This is a genomic window from Pseudomonas sp. OV226, assembly GCF_003148705.1.
GTDB lineage: Bacteria > Pseudomonadota > Gammaproteobacteria > Pseudomonadales > Pseudomonadaceae > Aquipseudomonas.
Map to the genome: position 1 here is coordinate 412,611 of NZ_QGGS01000002.1, position 19,746 is coordinate 432,356.

Below are 19,746 nucleotides of genomic sequence, written 5' to 3' on the forward strand. Positions count from 1 at the left end.
ACCCCTCGAAAGAGGGGTTTTTTATGGACGGGATTTGTCTCAGGTGCTGACATTTTGGTTGTCTGTATTGGCCTCATCGCGAGCAAGCTCGCTCCCACAGGGGACCGAGTTGGCCCGGAGGAATGCGATCAACTGTGGGAGCGGGCTTGCCCGCGATTGGGTGGCACAGTCGACGCTTTACTTGAGCCAAAAGAAAACCCCCGATCAATCCAGAGGAGTGATCGGGGGTTTTCGAGTAGCGTCTTGCGACGCCTACCGGCTCAGCTTATTGGCAAGCTTCGCAATCCGGCTCGTCGATGGCGCAAGCCTTTGGCACTGGAGCAGGGCCGGCAGGTGCTGCCAGGACCGAATCTTCACCGTGGTTGCCGCCGCTGGAAACAGCGTTCAGCTTGCCGGTGTTGATGGTCGACTTCTCGGTGCTGGTCGCAGCCAGGGCACGGAGGTAGTAAGTGGTTTTCAGACCACGGTACCAGGCCATGCGGTAGGTCACGTCCAGCTTCTTGCCCGAAGCGCCAGCGATGTACAGGTTCAGCGATTGAGCCTGGTCGATCCACTTCTGACGACGGCTTGCCGCGTCAACGATCCACTTGGTGTCCACTTCGAATGCAGTCGCGTAGAGCTCTTTGAGTTCTTGCGGGATGCGCTCGATTTGCTGCACCGAACCGTCGTAGTACTTCAGGTCGTTGATCATGACCGAGTCCCACAGACCGCGAGCCTTCAGGTCGCGAACCAGGTACGGGTTGATCACGGTGAATTCGCCCGACAGGTTCGATTTCACGTAGAGGTTCTGGTAGGTCGGTTCGATCGACTGCGATACGCCAGTGATGTTGGCGATGGTCGCGGTCGGTGCGATGGCCATGATGTTGGAGTTACGAATGCCTTTCTGTACACGGGCGCGAACCGGTGCCCAGTCCAGGGATTCGTTCAGGTCAACGTCGATGTACTTCTGGCCACGCTGTTCGATCAGGATCTGTTGCGAATCCAGCGGCAGGATGCCTTTGGACCACAGCGAACCCTGGAATGTCTCGTAGGCGCCGCGCTCGTCAGCCAGGTCGCAGGAAGCCTGGATCGCGTAGTAGCTGACCGCTTCCATCGACTTGTCGGCGAACTCGACGGCAGCGTCGGAACCGTAAGGAATGTGCTGCAGGTACAGCGCATCCTGGAAGCCCATGATGCCCAGGCCGACCGGACGGTGCTTGAAGTTGGAGTTCTTCGCTTGTGGCACCGAGTAGTAGTTGATGTCGATGACGTTATCGAGCATGCGAACGGCGGTGTTCACGGTGCGTTCCAGCTTGGCGGTGTCCAGCTTGCCGTTGACGATGTGGTTCGGCAGGTTGATCGAGCCCAGGTTGCAAACGGCGATTTCGTCCTTGTTGGTGTTCAAGGTGATTTCGGTGCACAGGTTCGAGCTGTGAACCACGCCCACGTGCTGCTGCGGGCTACGCAGGTTGCACGGGTCTTTGAAGGTCAACCATGGGTGGCCGGTTTCAAACAGCATGGACAGCATTTTGCGCCACAGGTCTTTGGCCTGGATGGTCTTGAACAGTTTGACCTTGCCTGGGTATTCGGTCAGGGCTTCGTAGTACTCGTAACGCTCTTCGAAGGCTTTACCGGTCAGGTCGTGCAGGTCCGGTACTTCGGATGGCGAGAACAGGGTCCACTTGCCGTCATCGAAGACACGCTTCATGAACAGGTCAGGGATCCAGTTGGCGGTGTTCATGTCGTGGGTACGACGACGGTCATCACCGGTGTTCTTGCGCAGCTCGATGAACTCTTCGATGTCCATGTGCCAGGTTTCCAGGTAGGCACAGACAGCGCCTTTGCGCTTGCCACCCTGGTTAACGGCGACGGCGGTGTCGTTCACGACTTTCAGGAACGGAACAACGCCCTGGGACTTGCCGTTGGTGCCCTTGATGTACGAACCCAGTGCACGAACCGGAGTCCAGTCGTTGCCCAGGCCGCCGGCGAATTTCGACAACATGGCGTTGTCGTGGATCGCGTGGTAAATGCCCGACAGGTCATCCGGCACGGTGGTCAGGTAGCAGCTGGACAGCTGTGGACGCAGGGTACCGGCGTTGAACAGGGTCGGGGTCGACGACATGTAGTCGAAGGACGACAGCAGGTTGTAGAACTCGATCGCACGGTCTTCTTTGTGCTTCTCTTCGATCGCCAGGCCCATGGCCACGCGCATGAAGAAGATCTGCGGCAGTTCGAAGCGGATACCGTCCTTGTGGATGAAGTAACGGTCGTACAGGGTTTGCAGGCCCAGGTACGTGAACTGCTGATCGCGCTCGTGGTTGATGGCCTTGCCGAGTTTTTCCAGGTCGAAGGACGCCAGGACCGGGTTCAGCAATTCGTATTCGATACCCTTGGCGATGTAGGCAGGCAGGGCCTTGGCGTACAGGTCGACCATCTCGTGGTGGGTCGCGCTTTCGGCAACGTTGAGGAAGCTCAGGCCTTCGGCACGCAGGGTGTCCATCAGCAGGCGGGCGGTTACGAACGAGTAGTTCGGCTCACGCTCGACCAGGGTACGGGCGGTCATCACCAGGGCGGTGTTGACGTCGGTCAGGGCCACGCCGTCGTACAGGTTTTTCAGGGTTTCGCGCTGGATCAGGTCGCCGTCGACTTCTTCCAGGCCTTCGCACGCTTCGGTGACGATGGTGTTCAGGCGACCCATGTCCAGAGGGGCCAGGCTGCCATCGGCGCGGGTGATGCGGATCGACGGGTGAGCGTTGACGGCTTCTTCGGCCGGGGCGTGGGCGGCGCGTTGTTTCGAGCGACCGTCGCGGTAGATCACGTAGTCGCGGGCTACTTTCTGCTCGCCGGCACGCATCAGGGCCAGTTCAACCTGGTCCTGGATTTCTTCGATGTGGATGGTGCCGCCCGATGGCATGCGACGCTTGAAGGTCGCGGTGACTTGTTCGGTCAGGCGGGCCACGGTGTCATGGATTCGCGACGAGGCGGCAGCGGTGCCGCCTTCAACTGCGAGAAACGCTTTGGTGATGGCGACGGTGATCTTGTCATCGGTGTAAGGAACGACAGTGCCGTTACGCTTGATCACACGCAATTGACCCGGCGCGGTGGCGGACAGATCCGAAGTCGAATCAGCGGCCTGCGGCAAGGTACCCTGCGGGTTCTCGCGAGTTGTGTCGGTTTGCATGGGGGGTTGTCTCCACATTCTCTATGTTTGTTTGGGCACCATTACGGCGCCCACCGTTCTGTCCTGAAGCACTACAACCGACGTGGTGTCGGGCATAACAACTTCGGGACAGTAGGAAAAAGGCTAATGATGCCGCTTCCTTGCCGAAGTCTTTGGCCGCGAGCCTGGGCTCGAAGCCGGATTCCTTTCAAGGGTGCCAGTTATGACTGCAACACCCGTACCGTTTCGGCTGTTCTGGCCTGAAAAAACGGTGCCATCCGCACGTGCGGTTTGGTCTTGTAAAATCGTGCTTGGTTCAACCATAAACAGGCAATAAAGCGCTTGAGTTTCTGGTCTGAAATGTGGTTGGGCTTTTAAGCTAAAACCCTACATGTAGGGGTTTTTTGGCGCCGGGGTACAAGATAGTGCGTTTTTGGAGGTGTTGCAACGTACTGCCTGTGGATAAACCTGTGTGTAAATTGTGCGTGAAAGGTGGAACGAGCGTGTAGGCCGCGACCTAGCTGGATCGAGCCGTTTTTCATCGCTTTTCAACGATCGAAAACAGCCGTTTGGATTTTTAAGGGCGCGAACCCTATCACAAAAAACCGGGTTGTCCGAACGCATTTGCCGGCTTGTGTTCTCGGCGGGCGGCGTTTATACAATCGGCCAGTGTATAAGCATTCTTATCCTCCCCAATCATTACAAAAAGACGGGCGGATCCTTCCTTATTAGTGTTGTTGGCAAGCAGAGGTCACCGTGGAGCAAGAAGCCTGGCAGGTATTGATTGTGGAGGACGACCGGCGTCTGGCCGAACTGACCCGCGACTACCTGGAAGCCAATGGCCTGCGCGTCTCGATCGAGGGCAATGGTGCGCTGGCGGCGGCACGTATCATCAAGGAGAAACCGGACCTGGTGATTCTCGACCTGATGCTGCCTGGCGAAGACGGCCTGAGCATCTGCCGCAAGGTCCGCGACAAGTATGACGGGCCGATCCTGATGCTCACCGCCCGCACCGACGACACCGATCAGATCCTCGGTCTGGACCTCGGTGCCGACGACTACGTGTGCAAGCCGGTTCGTCCGCGCCTGTTGCTGGCGCGCATCCAGGCGCTGTTGCGCCGCAGTGAAGGCCCCGAAGCCTCCCCGGAAAAACAACGGCGCCTGCAGTTCGGCCCGCTGGTGGTGGACAACGCGTTGCGTGAAGCCTGGTTGCATGACAACGGCATCGAACTGACCAGCGCCGAGTTCGACCTGCTCTGGTTGTTGGTGGCCAACGCCGGGCGGATCCTGTCTCGCGAAGAGATTTTCACCGCGCTGCGCGGTATCGGCTATGACGGCCAGGACCGTTCCATCGATGTGCGGATCTCGCGCATCCGCCCGAAAATCGGCGATGACCCGGAACACCCGCGGCTGATCAAAACCATCCGCAGCAAGGGCTATCTGTTTGTGCCTGAAGCCTGTGTAGATCCGTCGCTGTGAATTCGATCTTTCTGCGCATTTATGGCGGCATGTGTGCGGCGCTGGTCCTGGTCGCCGTGCTGGGCGTGCTGGCGTTGCACTTGCTCAACGAAGTGCGCAGCGAGCAATACCGCGAGCGCCTGGCCCACGGCACGTTTTCGCTGATGGCCGACAACCTCAAGCCGATGAACGAAACCGAGCGCCACCGCGCCTTGCTGGTGTGGGAACGCTTGCTCGGCATTCCGTTGGCGCTAACCACATTTGCCCAGACCGACCTCGACCTCACCCAGCGCACCCGCGTGCTGCGCGGTCAGGCGCTGGTGGAACAGACCGGCCCGCATGCGGCGAAGGTCTACCGACTGGTCAACGACAAGGAACAGTTGGTGCTCACCGGCGAGGTTCAGCAGATCAGCGAGCAACTGGCCCGGGCCACTATTTATTTGCTGGTCGATGAACTGGTGCGCTACCCGGTGGCTGAACAGCCCGAACGGCTGGCGCTGTTGAAAGAAGACAAAGGGTTTGGGTTTGACCTGCGCCTGGTCAAGGTCGAGCAGGCGGACATGGACGAGGACCAGAGCCGTCGTGTGTCCGAGGGTGACACCGTGATGGCGCTGGGCAAGGGCGGCGACTCGATCCGCGTGTTTGCCGGCATGGTCGGTACGCCGTGGGTACTGGAGATCGGCCCGCTGTACCAGATGAATCCTTATCCGCCCGAATGGCTGGTGTTGATCGCGGCCCTCGGTTTGAGCCTGATTGGCCTGATCGTTTACTTGTTGGTGCGGCAACTGGAGCGCCGGTTGCGCGGGCTGGAAGCGGCCGCCACGCGCATCGCCAAGGGTAGCCTGGAAACCCGCGTACCGGCGCGCGGTGCCGACTCGGTGGGGCGACTGGCCGCCGCCTTCAACGGCATGGCCGAGCACTTGCAGCAATTGCTGGCGATCCAGCGTGAACTGGTGCGCGCCGTGTCCCACGAGTTGCGCACACCGGTGGCGCGCCTGCGTTTCGGCCTGGAGATGATCGGTTCGGCCACCACGCCACAGCAGCTGGAAAAATACTGCGAGGGCATGGATCACGACATCGAGGATCTCGACAAACTGGTCGACGAGATGCTGACCTACGCGCGGCTGGAGCAGGGCTCGCCGGCGCTGAATTTCCAGCGGATTGATCTGGATGCGTTGGTCAATCAAGTGATCGAAGAACTGGCGCCGTTACGCGCCGAGGTCACGGTGCAGCGCGGCTTGTGTTTGTCGGCCGCCGATTGCGACGACGCCTGGGTCGAGGCCGAACCGCGTTACTTGCATCGGGCCATTCAGAACCTGGTCAGCAACGCCATGCGTCACGCCCACTCACGGGTGACCGTCAGTTATCAGGTGGGGCAGCAGCGTTGTCGGGTGGACGTCGAGGATGACGGGCCGGGGGTGCCGGAGTTGGCCTGGGAGCGAATTTTCACACCGTTCCTGCGCCTTGATGACAGCCGTACCCGCGCCTCGGGCGGGCATGGATTGGGGTTGTCGATCGTGCGGCGGATTATCCATTGGCATGACGGGCGGGCGTTGATCAGCCAGAGTAAAAGCCTGGGTGGGGCGTGTTTCAGCCTGAGTTGGCCGCGCAATCAGGAGAAGCGCTGAGAGTTGTGGTGATAGTCAGGCCGCCATCGCGAGCAAGCTCGGCTCCTACAGGTGATCTTCGGTGTGTCAGAGATCCAATGTGGGAGCCGAGCTTGCTCGCGATGAGGCCAGTACAAACCCTGCAATTCTTCAGGCCTTGATACTGACCAGGCTCAACAACTGCCCATCCATCACCCCGAACTGCGCCTCAAGCTCCGTGCCATTGCGCCACTCGGCGGACAGGTCCGTCAGCAACCGCAACCGCACCTCACCGGCCTCGGTCCACTCCAGCACCTCGGCATGTTCAAAATAAAAGCGCTGCTGGACAATCGGGTACAGCGCCTTGAACAGACTTTCTTTTACCGAAAACGTCAGCGTCACCAGCAGTGCGAGGTCATCGCGACAACCGGCTGCCATGCGCTGCAACTCCGGCGGCGTGAGAATTTCCCCTGCCAGACGTTCGGCCCGGTCTGGGTTGAGCAGGTTTTCCAGGTCCATCCCCAAGCCGCGCCAATCAGTTTTTTTCGCGACGATGGCGGCCGCCCGGCCAGTGCTGTGGGTGATCGAGCCGGCGATGTGCACCGGCCAAGCCGGCGCCCGGTCTTCGCCGATGGCCGGGCTGACACTCAGGCCTTCCAATTGTTGCAACGCGGCCCGGGCGCAGACTCGCCCAGCCAGAAATTCCGCCTGACGCTTGGCGACCGAACGCTGAATGCTCGCTGGCGGCTCAATGGCGCTGCGCTGGAAATCATCGCTGGCCAGTTGCGAACTATCAAAGCGGGTGCTCAGCAGCACCGTATCGGGCAGCACAAACGGCAGCGGCCAACGGGCGTCGAGCGGGGTGCAGCAAACGGGGAGGGCGGGGACGGAATTCATGTCGGCATTTTGCCGGGTTGCCTTCTGGCTGGGTAGTAGCAAGATCGTTCCTACGCTCTGCGTGGGAATGCATCCAGTGACGCTCTGCGTCACATTCGCGAGGGACGCGCAGCATCCCGGGCTGCATTCCCACGGGGACCGTGGGAACGATCGCTGCGCTAACCAAATATCTTTTTGAAAAACGCCTGCATATCCGCCCAGGACTGTTCATCCGCCGCCTTGCTGTAGCCGATGTCCGGCCCGCCATGATCGCCGTGGCTCAGACGATCCGCATCAGGATTACTGAACCCATGCTTGGCGCCCTCAAGGCTGACGAACGTGTAGTCGGCGCCGGCCTTGTCCATTTCAGCCTTGAACGCGGCCACGTTATCCGGCGTGACCATGCTGTCCATCGCCCCATGCTCGACCAGGATTTTTGCCTTCACATTGCCCGGCGTCGCCGGTGACTGGGTGGCCAGCGCACCGTGGAAACTCACCACGCCTGCCAGTGGCACGCCCTGACGAGCTGCATTGAGCACCACGCCGCCTCCGAAGCAGTAACCGATGGCGGCGATTTTATCCGGATTGGTCTGTGGCTGTTTCTTCAGCAAATCGAGCCCGGCCTGGAAGCGCGCGCTGGACGCGGCACTGTCTTTCAACGCTGCTTGCATGAAGGCCATGGCGTCCTTTGGATGTTCGGTGTTCTTGCCATCGCCATACATGTCGATGGCCAGAGCGCTGTAACCCAGACCGGCCAGATCACGGGCGCGGCGCTTGGTGTAGTCGTTGAGCCCCCACCATTCGTGCACCACCACCACGCCTGGACGTTGGCCTTTGATGGCGTCGTCGTAGGCGTAGTAGCCAATCAGTTTTGTACCGTCGGCACTTTGGTAGGGAATCTCTTGAGTCTTGATGGCGGCTTGGCTGAGTCCGCTCAAGGCCAGTAATACAAGGGCAAGGAAAACGCGCATGGTCGAATCTCCTGCAAAAAGTCAGCAAAACAGCTGGGTGGATTTGATTCAGCTCAGGTTCAGTGTGCGTTCAGGGGGAGTTCAGGGCGGGGTGAGTAACCTTGCCCCATACCCAAAAAGCAAATAGCGCATGAGGAAACTCCCCAATGACTACTTTCAAAAAACTGCTTCTGGCCTTCGCCGTGATGGGCGCCAGTACCGCGGCTTTGGCGACCGACGATAATTTCGCCAGCCTTACTCTTGGACAGACCAGCGACAAAGTCAAAAAATCCCACGCCCTGAACGACAACCTCAACCATCCGAACGCCGACGGCATGATCGGCAAGGACACCACTTATGGTGTGCGCCTGGGCAAGCAAAACAGCGAGGGCCGCTACTACGCCACTTACGACAACGTGTCGGGCTCGCACAATGGCATTAAACTGCGCCAGGAAAACCTGCTGGGCAGCTACGATCTGTTCTACCCGGTGGGCGGCAGCACCAAATTGTTTGGCGGGGCTACGGCCGGTTTGACCAAGATGACTCAGGATTCCTCAGGCTATAGCCGTGACAGTGACATCGGTTATGCGATTGGCGGCCAGGTCGGTGTGTTGCAACAGGTTTCGCAAAACACCTCGGTTGAACTGGGTTACCGTTACCTGCGCAGCAACGCCAGCACCGAGATGAGCGAGCGCGGCGGCAGCAAACAGGGTTCGCTGGACCTGACCAGCAGCGCCCAGACTTACCTGTCGGCAAACTACGCTTTCTGAACAGGTTGTGGGCATGTGCCAATGCCTTCAGATAAGCGAACCCCCTGTGGGAGCGGGCTTGCCCGCGATAGCGGCGGCACATTCACTATTGATGTGTCAGCCAGATCGCTATCGCGGGCAAGCCCGCTCCCACAGGTTCTGCGGCCTGACTGAAAACTGTGCTGTTGGAGATAACGATTTGCCTGGGAGAGCGTTATGAAACTGTTGGTCGTCGAAGATGAAGCGCTGTTGCGCCATCACCTGCAAACCCGCCTGACGGAAAGTGGCCATGTGGTCGAGTCCGTGGCCAATGGCGAAGAGGCGCTGTACCAGACCGAGCAGTTCAACCATGACCTGGCGGTGATTGACCTCGGCCTGCCAGGCATGAGCGGGCTCGATTTGATCCGCCAACTGCGCGCACGGGGCAAGACCTTTCCGATCCTGATCCTGACCGCGCGCGGCAACTGGCAGGACAAGGTCGAAGGCCTCGCCGCCGGGGCCGATGATTATGTGGTCAAGCCGTTCCAGTTCGAAGAACTCGACGCCCGGTTGAATGCCTTGCTGCGCCGTTCCAGCGGTTTCACCCAGTCGACCATCGTTGCCGGGCCACTGCTGCTGGACCTCAATCGCAAACAAGCCTCTCTTGATGATCAGCCGCTGGCGCTGACCGCGTATGAGTACCGGATCCTCGAATACCTTATGCGTCATCACCAACAAGTGGTGGCCAAGGACCGCTTGATGGAACAGCTCTACCCGGACGACGACGAGCGCGATCCGAACGTGATCGAAGTGTTGGTCGGCCGTCTGCGCCGCAAACTCGAAGGCCCGGCCGGCTTCAAACCGATCGACACCGTGCGTGGCCTCGGCTACCTCTTCAATGAGCGCTGCACTTGATCCGTTCCCTTCGCGTCCGGTTGATGCTCGCCGCCACCCTGTTGGCGGTGTTGTTCATGCTGGCATTGTTGCCGGCGATGCAGGGCGCGTTCAGTCTGGCGTTGCAAGATTCCATCGAGCAACGTCTGGCGTCGGACGTCAACACGCTGATTTCCGCCGCACGGGTGGAAAACAACACCCTGCAAATGCCGGAGCAATTGCCGGATGAGCGCTTCAACCTGACGGACAGCCGTTTGCTCGGCTACATCTTTGACCGCGATGCTCACCTGGTCTGGCGTTCGAAGGGCACCGGGCAGGAGATGATCAACTACAAACCGCGTTACGACGGACGTGGTAATGAGTTCGCGCGTATTCGCGAGGCCAGTGGCCAAGAGTTCTTCGTCTATGACGTCGAAGTCAAACTGCTCAGCGGCAAAAGCGCCGCGTTCAGCATCGTCGCTCTGCAACCGGTGAGCGAATACGAAACCACCGTCGAAGGTCTGCGCGAAAACCTTTACCTCGGTTTCGGCGCGGCGTTGTTGGTGCTGCTCGCGTTGCTGTGGATCGGCCTGACCTGGGGCTTGCAGGCGTTGCGCCGGCTCAGTCAGGAACTCGACGAAATCGAAAGCGGCGCCCGTGAAAGCCTCAGCGAACAGCACCCGCGTGAACTGTTGCGCCTGACCGGCTCCCTCAACCGTTTGCTGCACAGCGAGCGCGAACAGCGCAGCCGCTACCGCGACTCCCTCGACGACCTGGCCCACAGCCTGAAAACTCCGTTGACCGTGCTGCAAGGCGTCAGCGAAGACATGGCCCAGCGCCCGGAAAACCGCGAACAGGCCAGGGTGCTGCAAACCCAGATCGAACGCATGAGCCAACAAATCAGCTATCAACTGCAACGCGCCAGCCTGCGCAAAAGTGGTCTGGTGCGTCACCAGGTGCGTCTGCAACCGGTGCTCAAAAGCCTGTGCGACACACTGGACAAGGTCTATCGCGACAAGCGCGTGCGGGTCGCTTTCGATCTGCCGGACCCATGTGATGTGCCGATCGAGCAAGGCGCCTTGCTGGAAATGATGGGCAACCTGTTGGAAAACGCGTATCGGCTGTGCCTGGGTGAAGTGCGCATCAGCGTGCGTGAAACCCTGAGCGGCGTTGAGTTGTGCGTCGAGGACGACGGCCCCGGTGTGCCGATGGATCAGCGTGCACGGATTCTCGAACGCGGCGAGCGGCTGGATCGTCAGCACCCGGGGCAGGGGATCGGGCTGGCGGTGGTCAAGGACATTATCGAGAGCTACAGCGCCAAGCTGACGCTGGGGGATTCGCCGATGGGCGGGGCGGCGTTCCGGATTCATTTTCCGGTGGTTTAGTGGGTGGCCCTGCTGGCCCCTTCACCGATCGTTCCCACGCTCTGCGTGGGAATGCCTCAAGGGACGCTCCGCGTTCCTGCTCTCGAAAGGGACGCAGAGCGTCCCGGGCTGCGTTCCCACGCAGAGCGTGGGAACGATCAAGATGCTCTGTAATAAACAGTGCTGTTTAAAAGAAATCTACAGACACTCTCTCAGGCTACACATCCTTGCGCCGCTGCCTACGACTACGCCAGAATCCGCCGGCTTGTGCGTCTAGGGCGTGGGTTCTATCGTTTGCGGGTCGCTGACGAATCAGCGATCGGGTTTAGCGATCCGATCCCCTACACAGACGCAAAGCTGCAGTTCGCGTAATGGCGGCTGTGCGTGGGAGACCTTCGAGGTCTACCCGGGGTTTCTGTGTCCCGGATCGCTAACCTGCGTACAGCCGCCACCTTTACTTGTTTAGCGATAGGTCGTGGCGGCTCAACCAACCACGGAGCTTCACATGTTCAAAATCACGCCCAACCCGCCAGAAACCGACGACGTTTCCCCCTACGAAACCGCCGATTCCAAAAAGCTCAACACCGCCGCCGACCGCGCCCTCGATTACTACCTCAAACCGGTCATTCCCAAAGACACCCCACGCAAACCCAGCACTATCTATTTCGTCGGCCCCGACACCGATGACGAAACCCTGCTGGTCAACGCCTGTGAGACGTTGGCATCAGCGAGTGTGATGTTGAGTGATTTCGCCGGGCAACAGGACGGTTCGCAGCGCCATACCCTGCTGGGCATTCAACACTCGGTCATGTTGGGTGAACTGGCGGTGAACCGGATGCTGGATAACGTCGATCCGCAAAACGCTTAACGCACTGATCGTTCCCACGCTCTGCGTGGGAATGCCTCAAGGGACGCTCTGCGTTCCAACGTTAGAGAGGGACGCGGAGCGTCCTGGGCTGCATTCCCACGCGGAGCGTGGGAACGATCAGTGCACCTTCAGTGCTCTTGCGCGCGGTAGGCGCCAGGCGTCAACCCTGTCCACTTCTTGAACGCTCGATGAAACGCCGAAGGTTCTGAAAATCCCAACTGCTCGGCGATCTGCTGCAACGACAGATCCGCACGCCCCAAGTGATAAATCGCAATGTCCCGACGCAACTGGTCCTTCAATTCCTGAAAACTCGTGCCTTCCTCGCGCAGGTGCCGGCGCAAGGTCTGCGGGCTGATGTGCATATGCGCGGCCACGGCTTCGAGGTCTGGCCAGCGTGCACTGTCGCGGCTGAGCAAGCGGCGCAACTGGCTGCTCAGGCTGTCGCCGTCGTCCGGGCGCGAGAGCAGGTCGGCGGGGGAGTGTTCGAGGAAGTGCTTGAGGGTGCGCTCGTCTTGCAACAGCGGCATGTTCAGGTATCGACTGTGAAACAGCAGGCTGCTCTGCGTCGCAGAAAATTCGAGCGGGCAAGAGAACAGCAAGTCGTATTCCGCGCCGTGCTCGGGCCTCGGGTAACTGAAGGTCGCCTGCTCCAGGCGAATGCGTTGGCCGATCATCCAGCTGCCCAGCCGATGCCAGACCAACAGTTGGCTTTCGGTGAGAAAATGGTCCGGGTCCTGGAGCTTCGAATCATCGAGGCACAGGCGGATCATGTCGCCTTCATGGGTCAGGCTCAGACGCGGACTGCCGGGGAATAAGCTATAAAACAATAAGCCGCGATGCAGCGCTTTTTCCAGATTGCGGCAGTGGATCACCGCGTGGCACATCATCGCGAAGCTCCCGGTTTTGCTCGGAACGGGCCCGAATCCCAGGTATTCGTCGTCCAGGGCCTGCCACAAACCCTGGATCAATCGGGTGAATTGTTCAGGCGCAATCCGCGCACGTGGCTCGTCCAGCAACTCGAGGCTGATGCCCAGTTGCTGTAACAGGTCTGAACAGTCGACACCCAGCCGGCGCGCGCCACCGAGGGCGGCGCGGGCGAAATGACTGGCGATGGTGCGTTCGCGCATAAGCAGGCAAGTCCGTCCATTGAGCGACGGATGGTAGCCGTGGTGGCTGGCAACGGACAAGGCGGATATCCGCCAAATTGTAGGACGAGGTTTGGCCGATGGGCGGAAACCCGCCACATTGTGCGAGCCGATGGATGACCACGACAAACCTGCAACCCTTGATGTCAAAAGGCTTGCCGGTGATTTTGTGAAGGTGGCACGGGCCTTGCGATACAACGAGCAGAAGCTTGCCTTCGCGCAGCTCGAAAACAAATCCCTCCAGAAGCAGGAGGGTTCGCAATTCAGGTGTCGTGGACAACAGATGGATGTTGTCACCGGGCACTCTTGAGGAACTTTGCAATGACGACTCGTCAGCCACTGTACAAATCCCTGTATTTCCAGGTGATCGTTGCAATTGTTATCGGTATCGCGCTCGGTCACTTCTACCCACAAGCTGGTGTGGCGGTTAAACCACTGGGTGACGGGTTCATCAAACTGATCAAAATGATCATCGCCCCGATCATCTTCTGCACCGTCGTCAGCGGTATTGCGGGCATGCAGAACATGAAGTCGGTCGGCAAGACCGGCGGTTACGCGCTGCTCTACTTCGAAATCGTTTCGACCATCGCTTTGCTGGTCGGTCTGCTGGTGGTCAACATCGTCCAGCCGGGCAACGGCATGCATATCGACGTGGCCACGCTGGATGCTTCCAAAGTCGCTCAATACGTCGCCGCGGGTGCGGATCAAAGCGTCGTCGGCTTCCTGTTGAATGTGATCCCGTCGACCATCGTCGGCGCGTTCGCCACGGGCGATATCCTGCAAGTGCTGATGTTCTCGGTGATCTTTGGTTTCGCCCTGCATCGCCTGGGTGCCTACGGCAAGCCGATCCTGGACTTCATCGATCGCTTCGCCCACGTGATGTTCAACATCATCAACATGATCATGAAGCTCGCGCCAATCGGTGCCTTCGGTGCCATGGCGTTCACCATCGGTGCCTACGGTGTGGGTTCGCTGGTGCAACTGGGTCAGTTGATGGCGTGCTTCTACATCACTTGCGTGCTGTTCATCCTGGTTGTGCTGGGCGGTATCGCTCGCGCTCACGGCTTCAGCGTGCTGAAAGTGATTCGCTACATTCGTGAAGAACTGCTGATTGTGCTGGGTACTTCCTCGTCGGAATCGGTACTGCCGCGCATGCTGATCAAGATGGAACGTCTGGGCGCGAAGAAGTCGGTAGTGGGTCTGGTGATCCCGACCGGTTACTCGTTCAACCTCGACGGTACGGCGATCTACCTGACCATGGCGGCCGTGTTCATCGCTCAAGCGACCGACACCCACATGGACATCACTCACCAGATCACCTTGCTGGTGGTGTTGCTGCTGTCCTCCAAAGGCGCTGCTGGCGTAACCGGCAGTGGCTTCATCGTGTTGGCGGCGACTTTGTCCGCTGTTGGCCACCTGCCGGTTGCCGGCCTGGCGCTGATCCTCGGTATCGACCGCTTCATGTCTGAAGCCCGCGCCCTGACCAACCTGGTGGGTAACGCTGTGGCCACCCTGGTCGTGGCCAAGTGGGTTAAAGAACTGGACACCGACGTGATGAACGCAGAACTGGCGTCTGGCGGTCGCGGTATCGCTGATACCCGTCCTGAAGATGACCTGGGCGTGGCCGAAGGCCCTACCCCAAGCAACGTCAAGTAACCCTCGTTGCACTGAAAAACCCGCTTCGGCGGGTTTTTTCTTGCCTGGGATTTGAGCGCAACGGTCACCTTTGCTGACACTTCGGGTGATTGCTGCAATGCCATCGGCTGCCTAGTCTGGAGGCATCGTTCACGGAGATCACTCATGCCCGGTCCATTGGCATCACTCAAGGTTCTGGATTTCTCGACACTGTTGCCGGGGCCGTTTGCCTCGTTGTTGCTGGCGGACATGGGCGCCGAAGTGCTGCGCATCGAATCGCCGACCCGCCTGGATTTGCTGCGGGTACTGCCGCCTCACGATCAGGGTATTTCCGCCAGTCACGCCTACCTCAATCGCAACAAGCGCAGCCTGGCGCTGGACCTCAAGCAGCCCGAGGCGCTGGAGGTGATCAAGCAGTTGCTGGCCGATCACGACATCGTGCTGGAGCAGTTCCGCCCCGGCGTGATGGAGCGCCTGGGGTTGGGGTATGAGGCCTTGAAGGCGATCAATCCCAAACTGATTTATGTGTCGATTACCGGTTATGGCCAGACCGGCCCCTACAAGGACCGCGCCGGCCACGACATCAACTACCTGGCGCTGGCGGGGCTGGCCAGTTACACCGGCCGCGCCGACAGTGGGCCGCTGCCGTTGGGCGCCCAGGTGGCCGATGTCGCCGGTGGTTCGTTGCATGGGGTGATCGGTCTGCTGGCGGCCGTCATCGCCCGGCAGCAGACCGGGCAAGGCCAGCATCTGGATGTGAGCATGACGGACTGCGCGTTCAGCCTGAACGCGATGGCGGGCGCCGGGTATCTGGCCTGCGGCGTGGAGCCGGGGAGGGAAGACCAGGTGCTCAATGGCGGCAGTTTCTACGACTATTACCGTTCGCGGGACGGGCGCTGGTTGTCGGTGGGCAGTCTGGAACCGGTGTTTATGCAGCAACTGTGTACGGCGCTGGGGCGGCCGGAACTGGCGGCGCGGGGGTTGTCAGCGAAACCGGTGCAGCAACAGGCGTTGAAGAACGAGTTGAAGGTTGAATTCGAGAAGCATGACTTTGCTCAACTGTGCGAGCTGTTTGCCGGGGTGGATGCCTGTGTGGAACCGGTGTTGAGCATGAGCGAAGCGGTTCTGCATCCGCAGTTGCAGGCTCGGGCGTTGGTGACTGAGGTGCCGCGCGGGGATGGGACGAGTCAGGCGCAGATGGCGTGCCCGTTGAAGTTTTCGCAAGGGTTGCCAGAGCCTCGGCACATTGGCGCGATGTTGGGGCAGCATACCGATCAGGTGTTGGGGGCGTTGGGGTTCAGTGCGCAGCGGATCGAAGATCTGCGTCGTGCCAAGGTCATTGCATAGATCGTTCCCATGCTCCGCGTGGGAATGCTTCCCGTGACGCTCTGCGTCACAGTGGACGCAGAGCGTCCATGGCGGCATTCCCACGCAGAGCATGGGAACGATCATCCAACTACTCGACCCGCATCTCCCCACTGAACACCAAGGTGCTGCGGCAGCGCCGACACAAATACCGCCGCCCCTGCCGCACCAGGCCATGGCGTTGGGCCGAGAACGGAAAGTCGCTGTCCGCGCACGGGCATTTGTAGATGTAGCGCGTCACGCTGCGGCGTTTGACATCGTAGGTGTGGCAGCGATTGGGCGGCAGTTCGTACACGCCGCGCATGATCAATTGCCACTCTTCACCATGGGGCGCAATGCGGTCGCCAAACAGTTGATGAGCGATCAGGTGCGCGACCTCATGGGCCACGGTTTGCTTGAGAAAGTCTTCGGTGTTTTCCCGATACAGTTGCGGGTTGAAGCGCAGCAGGTTCTCGTGCAAATGCGCGACACCGGCTTTTTGACCGCGCAGCTTGAGGCTCACCACGGGGCGTTTGAAAGTTCGTTTGAAAAAGGATTCGGCGAGTTGGTAACAGTCTTCGACGCGGGTATTGAGTTGCTCGGGCATGCTTGATGGATCTCCAGAGACGTCGAGTATGCCGCAACCCTGTTGGCTTGCGAATCGCCGAGGCGCCGAATGGTCGCCACCCCGTCTGCCCTGGACATTAGAAGGCCGCCTTGCGGCGGCCTGTATTGGCAGATCTGGTTATTTTGGGTGCAGAGTTTTTAATTCGTATAGACCGGCCCCACGCCGAGTCCCCAGACAATGACTGTGAACGCCATGATGGCTACGAGCACCACCAGGCCTACCGCAAGCACCGAACTTGAAAAAAGAAAGCCCTCGTCTGTTGGAATGTTCATGAAAGTGGGTAGCCCCACATACAACAGGTACACCGTGTAGCAGATGGCAGCCGTCCCGACGACCATCCCCAACCACATGTGTGGGTACAGCGCCGCCAGACCGCCAACGAACAGCGGGGTCGCGGTGTAGGTTGCAAACGCAACGCAACGGGCCAGGCTCGGGTTGGCGTCATAGGTGCGAGCCATCCAGTGGATGAACGCGCCCATCACTGCAACACCACCGAGCATCGCCACGTACGACATGATCGTCATCCATAGCGCGCTTTCTTGCGTCAACATCACCGGTGCACGGCTGCCAATCACCCAGCCGACCTGCGTGGTGCCGATAAACGCCGACACGGCGGGGATCGCCGCCAGAATCAGCGTGTGGGTCAGGTACATGTGGCTGATACTTTCCTCTTGGTCGCCACGGATTTCTTTCCATTCCTGGTCGGGGTGGGTGAAGAGCCCCACTACGTGATGGATCATGCCAGTCACTCCTCTTGTTTTTACCGTCGCCCCCCAGTGGAGCGCCTACCGGCCAAAGTGGCCACGTAAGTAAAGGTCTGGATTTAAGTGCGACCTTATGTCGCAGTATAGAAAGGACTTAACCGCACAGGTGATAGGGGCTTAGAGCAAATCGCGCTGTAAAGATCTCTGTTAATCGCCGACGGGTCTGTGCACGCAGATCCCTACAGGAGACGGTGGGCACTTCGCCCCTGATGTGTTTTTGCGTAAAATGCCGGCCTTTCGTCACACCTCACGGATTTCGCGTCATGGGCACTCTTACGGTCAACCAGAACAAACTGCAAAAGCGCCTTCGCCGCCAGGCCGGCGAGGCTGTTGCCGATTTCAACATGATTGAAGACGGCGACAAGGTCATGGTCTGCCTGTCTGGTGGCAAGGACAGCTACACCATGCTCGATGTGCTGATGCACTTGCAGAAGGTCGCGCCGATCAAGTTCGAGATCGTGGCGGTGAACATGGACCAGAAGCAGCCAGGTTTCCCGGAGCACGTGCTGCCGGCCTACCTCAAAGAGCTGGGCATCGAGTACCACATCGTCGAGAAGGACACCTATTCGGTGGTCAAGGAGTTGATCCCGGAAGGCAAGACCACCTGCTCGCTGTGCTCGCGCCTGCGTCGCGGTACGCTCTACACGTTTGCCGATGAAATCGGCGCGACCAAAATGGCCCTCGGTCATCACCGTGACGACATCGTCGAGACGTTTTTCCTGAACATGTTCTTCAACGGCTCGCTCAAGGCCATGCCGCCCAAACTGCGCGCCGACGATGGCCGCAACGTGGTGATCCGCCCGCTGGCCTACTGCAACGAAAAAGACATCCAGGCTTATTCGGACTTCAAGCAATTCCCGATCATCCCGTGCAACCTCTGCGGTTCTCAGGAAAACCTGCAACGTCAAGTGGTCAAGGACATGCTGCAAGACTGGGAGCGCAAGACCCCGGGCCGCACCGAAAGCATTTTCCGCAGCCTGCAAAACGTAATCCCGTCGCAACTGGCGGACCGCAACCTGTTCGACTTCACCAGCCTCAAGATCGATGAGACGGCGGCTTCGCGCTTCGTCAATGTGGTGAACCTCTGACAGTTGCAATAGCTCTGACACACGGCGCTTGCGGGCGCCGTTTTCATTTCATTCTTTAGGAGAGGGCATGCGCGACTACAAGTGGCTGCACGAATACTGTCTGAACCGTTTCGGCTCGGCAGCTGAACTGGAAGCCCATCTGCCCGTTCCGAAAACCCCGGCACAGTTACGCAAGATCAGCGACGACCGTTACCTCTCGACCATGGCGCTGCGTGTGTTTCGCGCCGGGCTCAAGCACAGTCTGGTGGACGCCAAGTGGCCGGCCTTCGAAGAAGTGTTCTTCAAGTTCGACCCGGAAAAAGTCGTGCTGATGAGCGCCGAACACCTCGAACGCTTGATGCAGGACGCGCGGATCATCCGCCATTTGGGCAAGCTCAAGAGTGTGCCGCGCAATGCGCAGTTCATTCTGGACGTGGCGCACGAACACGGCAGCTTCGGCGCGTTGCTCGCCGATTGGCCCGTGACCGATATCGTCGGGTTGTGGACGACCCTGAAAAAACGCGGCCATCAATTGGGCGGGCTGTCGGCGCCACGCTTCTTGCGCATGGTCGGCAAGGACACGTTTGTGCCGAGTTACGACGTGGTCGCAGCATTGAATGCGCAAAAGATCGTCGACAAGGTGCCGACCAGTTTGCGCGACCTGGCGACAGTGCAGGGCGTGTTCAACCAGTGGCATGAACAGAGTGGCGGGCGGCCGATGAGCCAGATTTCGATGATGCTCGCTTACACCGTCAATCATTAAAACCGAATCGCGACATGATCGTTCCCATGCTCCGCGTGGGAATGCATCAAGTGACGCTCCGCGTCACAGGGACGCGGAGCGTCCCGGGCGGTATTCCCACGCAGAGCGTGGGAACGATCAACTTAGGCGCGGTCAGGCGGCGGAAATTTCGCCCTCGCCAGCCAACTTGCGATTCAACTGAAACCGCCACCGCACATACAGCAACGCCGAACAGAACACCGCCAGGCTCGCGCCCATTTCCAGTAATCCGAACAGCTGCCGGTTGGGGTCATACGCTGCCAGCGCGCCCTTGATGAAATACAGGTTCACCACAAAACACATCCACGAATGCCCGCGCGGGCTACCGATCAGCATCCCTGGTGCCAACAGCAGCAGCGGCACCAATTCGATCAGCAGAATCACCCACGGCCGTGCGCCATGCAGATCGGCAAACACCAGATAGTAGGCGCACAACAGCCCGACCAGACCGAAAAAGCACAGCAAGCTGACGGCGCGCATTGCCCGAACCCGCGGTTCAAGCCATTCGATGGAGGGCAGAATCTTCGGCTTCTTGGCCAC

At 59.6% G+C, this 19,746-nt stretch carries 18 protein-coding genes; 11 read left to right on the forward strand and 7 right to left on the reverse strand.

Annotation, left to right across the window (positions count from 1 at the left end; translation table 11 throughout):
• Positions 1-265: 265 nt before the first annotated feature.
• Positions 266-3,160, reverse strand: a complete 2,895-nt coding sequence (locus C7534_RS05020) for a ribonucleoside-diphosphate reductase subunit alpha (RefSeq protein WP_077431460.1) — start codon at positions 3,158-3,160, stop codon at positions 266-268.
• A 735-nt stretch (positions 3,161-3,895) separates the two neighbouring features.
• On the opposite strand from C7534_RS05020, the gene C7534_RS05025 reads away from it, so the two are divergent.
• Positions 3,896-4,618, forward strand: coding sequence for a response regulator (locus C7534_RS05025; protein ID WP_046031559.1), 723 nt, complete (start codon positions 3,896-3,898; stop codon positions 4,616-4,618).
• A complete protein-coding gene (locus C7534_RS05030) occupies positions 4,615-6,225 on the forward strand; it encodes an ATP-binding protein (protein ID WP_046031560.1) in 1,611 nt (536 codons plus the stop codon). Before C7534_RS05025 ends, C7534_RS05030 begins: the two co-directional genes overlap by 4 nt.
• Before the next feature lie 129 nt (positions 6,226-6,354).
• Here the strand turns inward: C7534_RS05030 and C7534_RS05035 are convergent, their stop codons facing one another.
• The gene (locus tag C7534_RS05035; protein WP_109785165.1) at positions 6,355-7,080 is read right to left on the reverse strand and encodes a 4'-phosphopantetheinyl transferase family protein; all 726 of its coding nucleotides are present in this window, start codon (positions 7,078-7,080) and stop codon (positions 6,355-6,357) included.
• Between the two features lie 158 nt (positions 7,081-7,238).
• Entirely contained in the window at positions 7,239-8,030 is a 792-nt protein-coding gene (locus C7534_RS05040; protein ID WP_109785166.1) for a dienelactone hydrolase family protein, read from the reverse strand.
• 146 nt (positions 8,031-8,176) lie between these two features.
• Here C7534_RS05040 and C7534_RS05045 point away from each other — a divergent pair, with 146 nt between their 5' ends.
• From C7534_RS05045 to C7534_RS05065, 4 genes are all read left to right on the forward strand, one after another.
• Complete coding sequence (locus tag C7534_RS05045; protein ID WP_109785167.1) at positions 8,177-8,779, forward strand: hypothetical protein; 603 nt, start codon at positions 8,177-8,179, stop codon at positions 8,777-8,779.
• A 195-nt stretch (positions 8,780-8,974) separates the two neighbouring features.
• Entirely contained in the window at positions 8,975-9,652 is a 678-nt protein-coding gene (locus C7534_RS05055; protein WP_109785168.1) for a response regulator transcription factor, read from the forward strand.
• Positions 9,649-10,995 (forward strand): ATP-binding protein, encoded by a 1,347-nt coding sequence (locus tag C7534_RS05060; protein ID WP_046031565.1) that lies wholly within the window; start codon positions 9,649-9,651, stop codon positions 10,993-10,995. Before C7534_RS05055 ends, C7534_RS05060 begins: the two co-directional genes overlap by 4 nt.
• Positions 10,996-11,479: 484 nt before the next feature.
• The gene (locus C7534_RS05065; protein WP_109785169.1) at positions 11,480-11,842 is read left to right on the forward strand and encodes a DUF6124 family protein; all 363 of its coding nucleotides are present in this window, start codon (positions 11,480-11,482) and stop codon (positions 11,840-11,842) included.
• A 128-nt stretch (positions 11,843-11,970) separates the two neighbouring features.
• Here C7534_RS05065 and C7534_RS05070 read toward each other — a convergent pair whose 3' ends face one another.
• Positions 11,971-12,969, reverse strand: coding sequence for an AraC family transcriptional regulator (locus C7534_RS05070; RefSeq protein WP_109785170.1), 999 nt, complete (start codon positions 12,967-12,969; stop codon positions 11,971-11,973).
• Positions 12,970-13,099: 130 nt separating this feature from the next.
• Here C7534_RS05070 and C7534_RS05075 point away from each other — a divergent pair, with 130 nt between their 5' ends.
• The 3 genes from C7534_RS05075 to C7534_RS05085 all read left to right on the forward strand — a co-directional run bounded on the left by C7534_RS05075 (position 13,100) and on the right by C7534_RS05085 (position 15,969).
• On the forward strand, positions 13,100-13,297 hold the full coding sequence (locus tag C7534_RS05075) for a hypothetical protein (RefSeq protein ID WP_046031568.1): 198 nt from the start codon (positions 13,100-13,102) through the stop codon (positions 13,295-13,297).
• Positions 13,298-13,308: 11 nt separating this feature from the next.
• The gene (locus C7534_RS05080; protein WP_109785171.1) at positions 13,309-14,643 is read left to right on the forward strand and encodes a dicarboxylate/amino acid:cation symporter; all 1,335 of its coding nucleotides are present in this window, start codon (positions 13,309-13,311) and stop codon (positions 14,641-14,643) included.
• Between the two features lie 144 nt (positions 14,644-14,787).
• Positions 14,788-15,969: a CaiB/BaiF CoA transferase family protein gene (locus C7534_RS05085; protein ID WP_109785172.1), complete on the forward strand. Its 1,182-nt coding sequence runs from the start codon at positions 14,788-14,790 to the stop codon at positions 15,967-15,969.
• A gap of 109 nt (positions 15,970-16,078) precedes the next feature.
• Here C7534_RS05085 and C7534_RS05090 read toward each other — a convergent pair whose 3' ends face one another.
• Positions 16,079-16,573 (reverse strand): SprT family zinc-dependent metalloprotease, encoded by a 495-nt coding sequence (locus tag C7534_RS05090; RefSeq protein ID WP_046031571.1) that lies wholly within the window; start codon positions 16,571-16,573, stop codon positions 16,079-16,081.
• Between the two features lie 158 nt (positions 16,574-16,731).
• The gene (locus C7534_RS05095) at positions 16,732-17,334 is read right to left on the reverse strand and encodes a Yip1 family protein (RefSeq protein WP_046031572.1); all 603 of its coding nucleotides are present in this window, start codon (positions 17,332-17,334) and stop codon (positions 16,732-16,734) included.
• A gap of 287 nt (positions 17,335-17,621) precedes the next feature.
• On the opposite strand from C7534_RS05095, the gene ttcA reads away from it, so the two are divergent.
• Together ttcA and C7534_RS05105 are read left to right on the forward strand one after the other, a co-directional pair.
• Entirely contained in the window at positions 17,622-18,446 is an 825-nt protein-coding gene (gene ttcA / locus C7534_RS05100; protein WP_109785173.1) for a tRNA 2-thiocytidine(32) synthetase TtcA, read from the forward strand.
• Between the two features lie 67 nt (positions 18,447-18,513).
• Positions 18,514-19,188: a DNA-3-methyladenine glycosylase I gene (locus tag C7534_RS05105; RefSeq protein WP_109785174.1), complete on the forward strand. Its 675-nt coding sequence runs from the start codon at positions 18,514-18,516 to the stop codon at positions 19,186-19,188.
• A gap of 132 nt (positions 19,189-19,320) precedes the next feature.
• Here the strand turns inward: C7534_RS05105 and C7534_RS05110 are convergent, their stop codons facing one another.
• Positions 19,321-19,746, reverse strand: coding sequence for a DUF2069 domain-containing protein (locus C7534_RS05110; protein WP_109785175.1), 426 nt, complete (start codon positions 19,744-19,746; stop codon positions 19,321-19,323).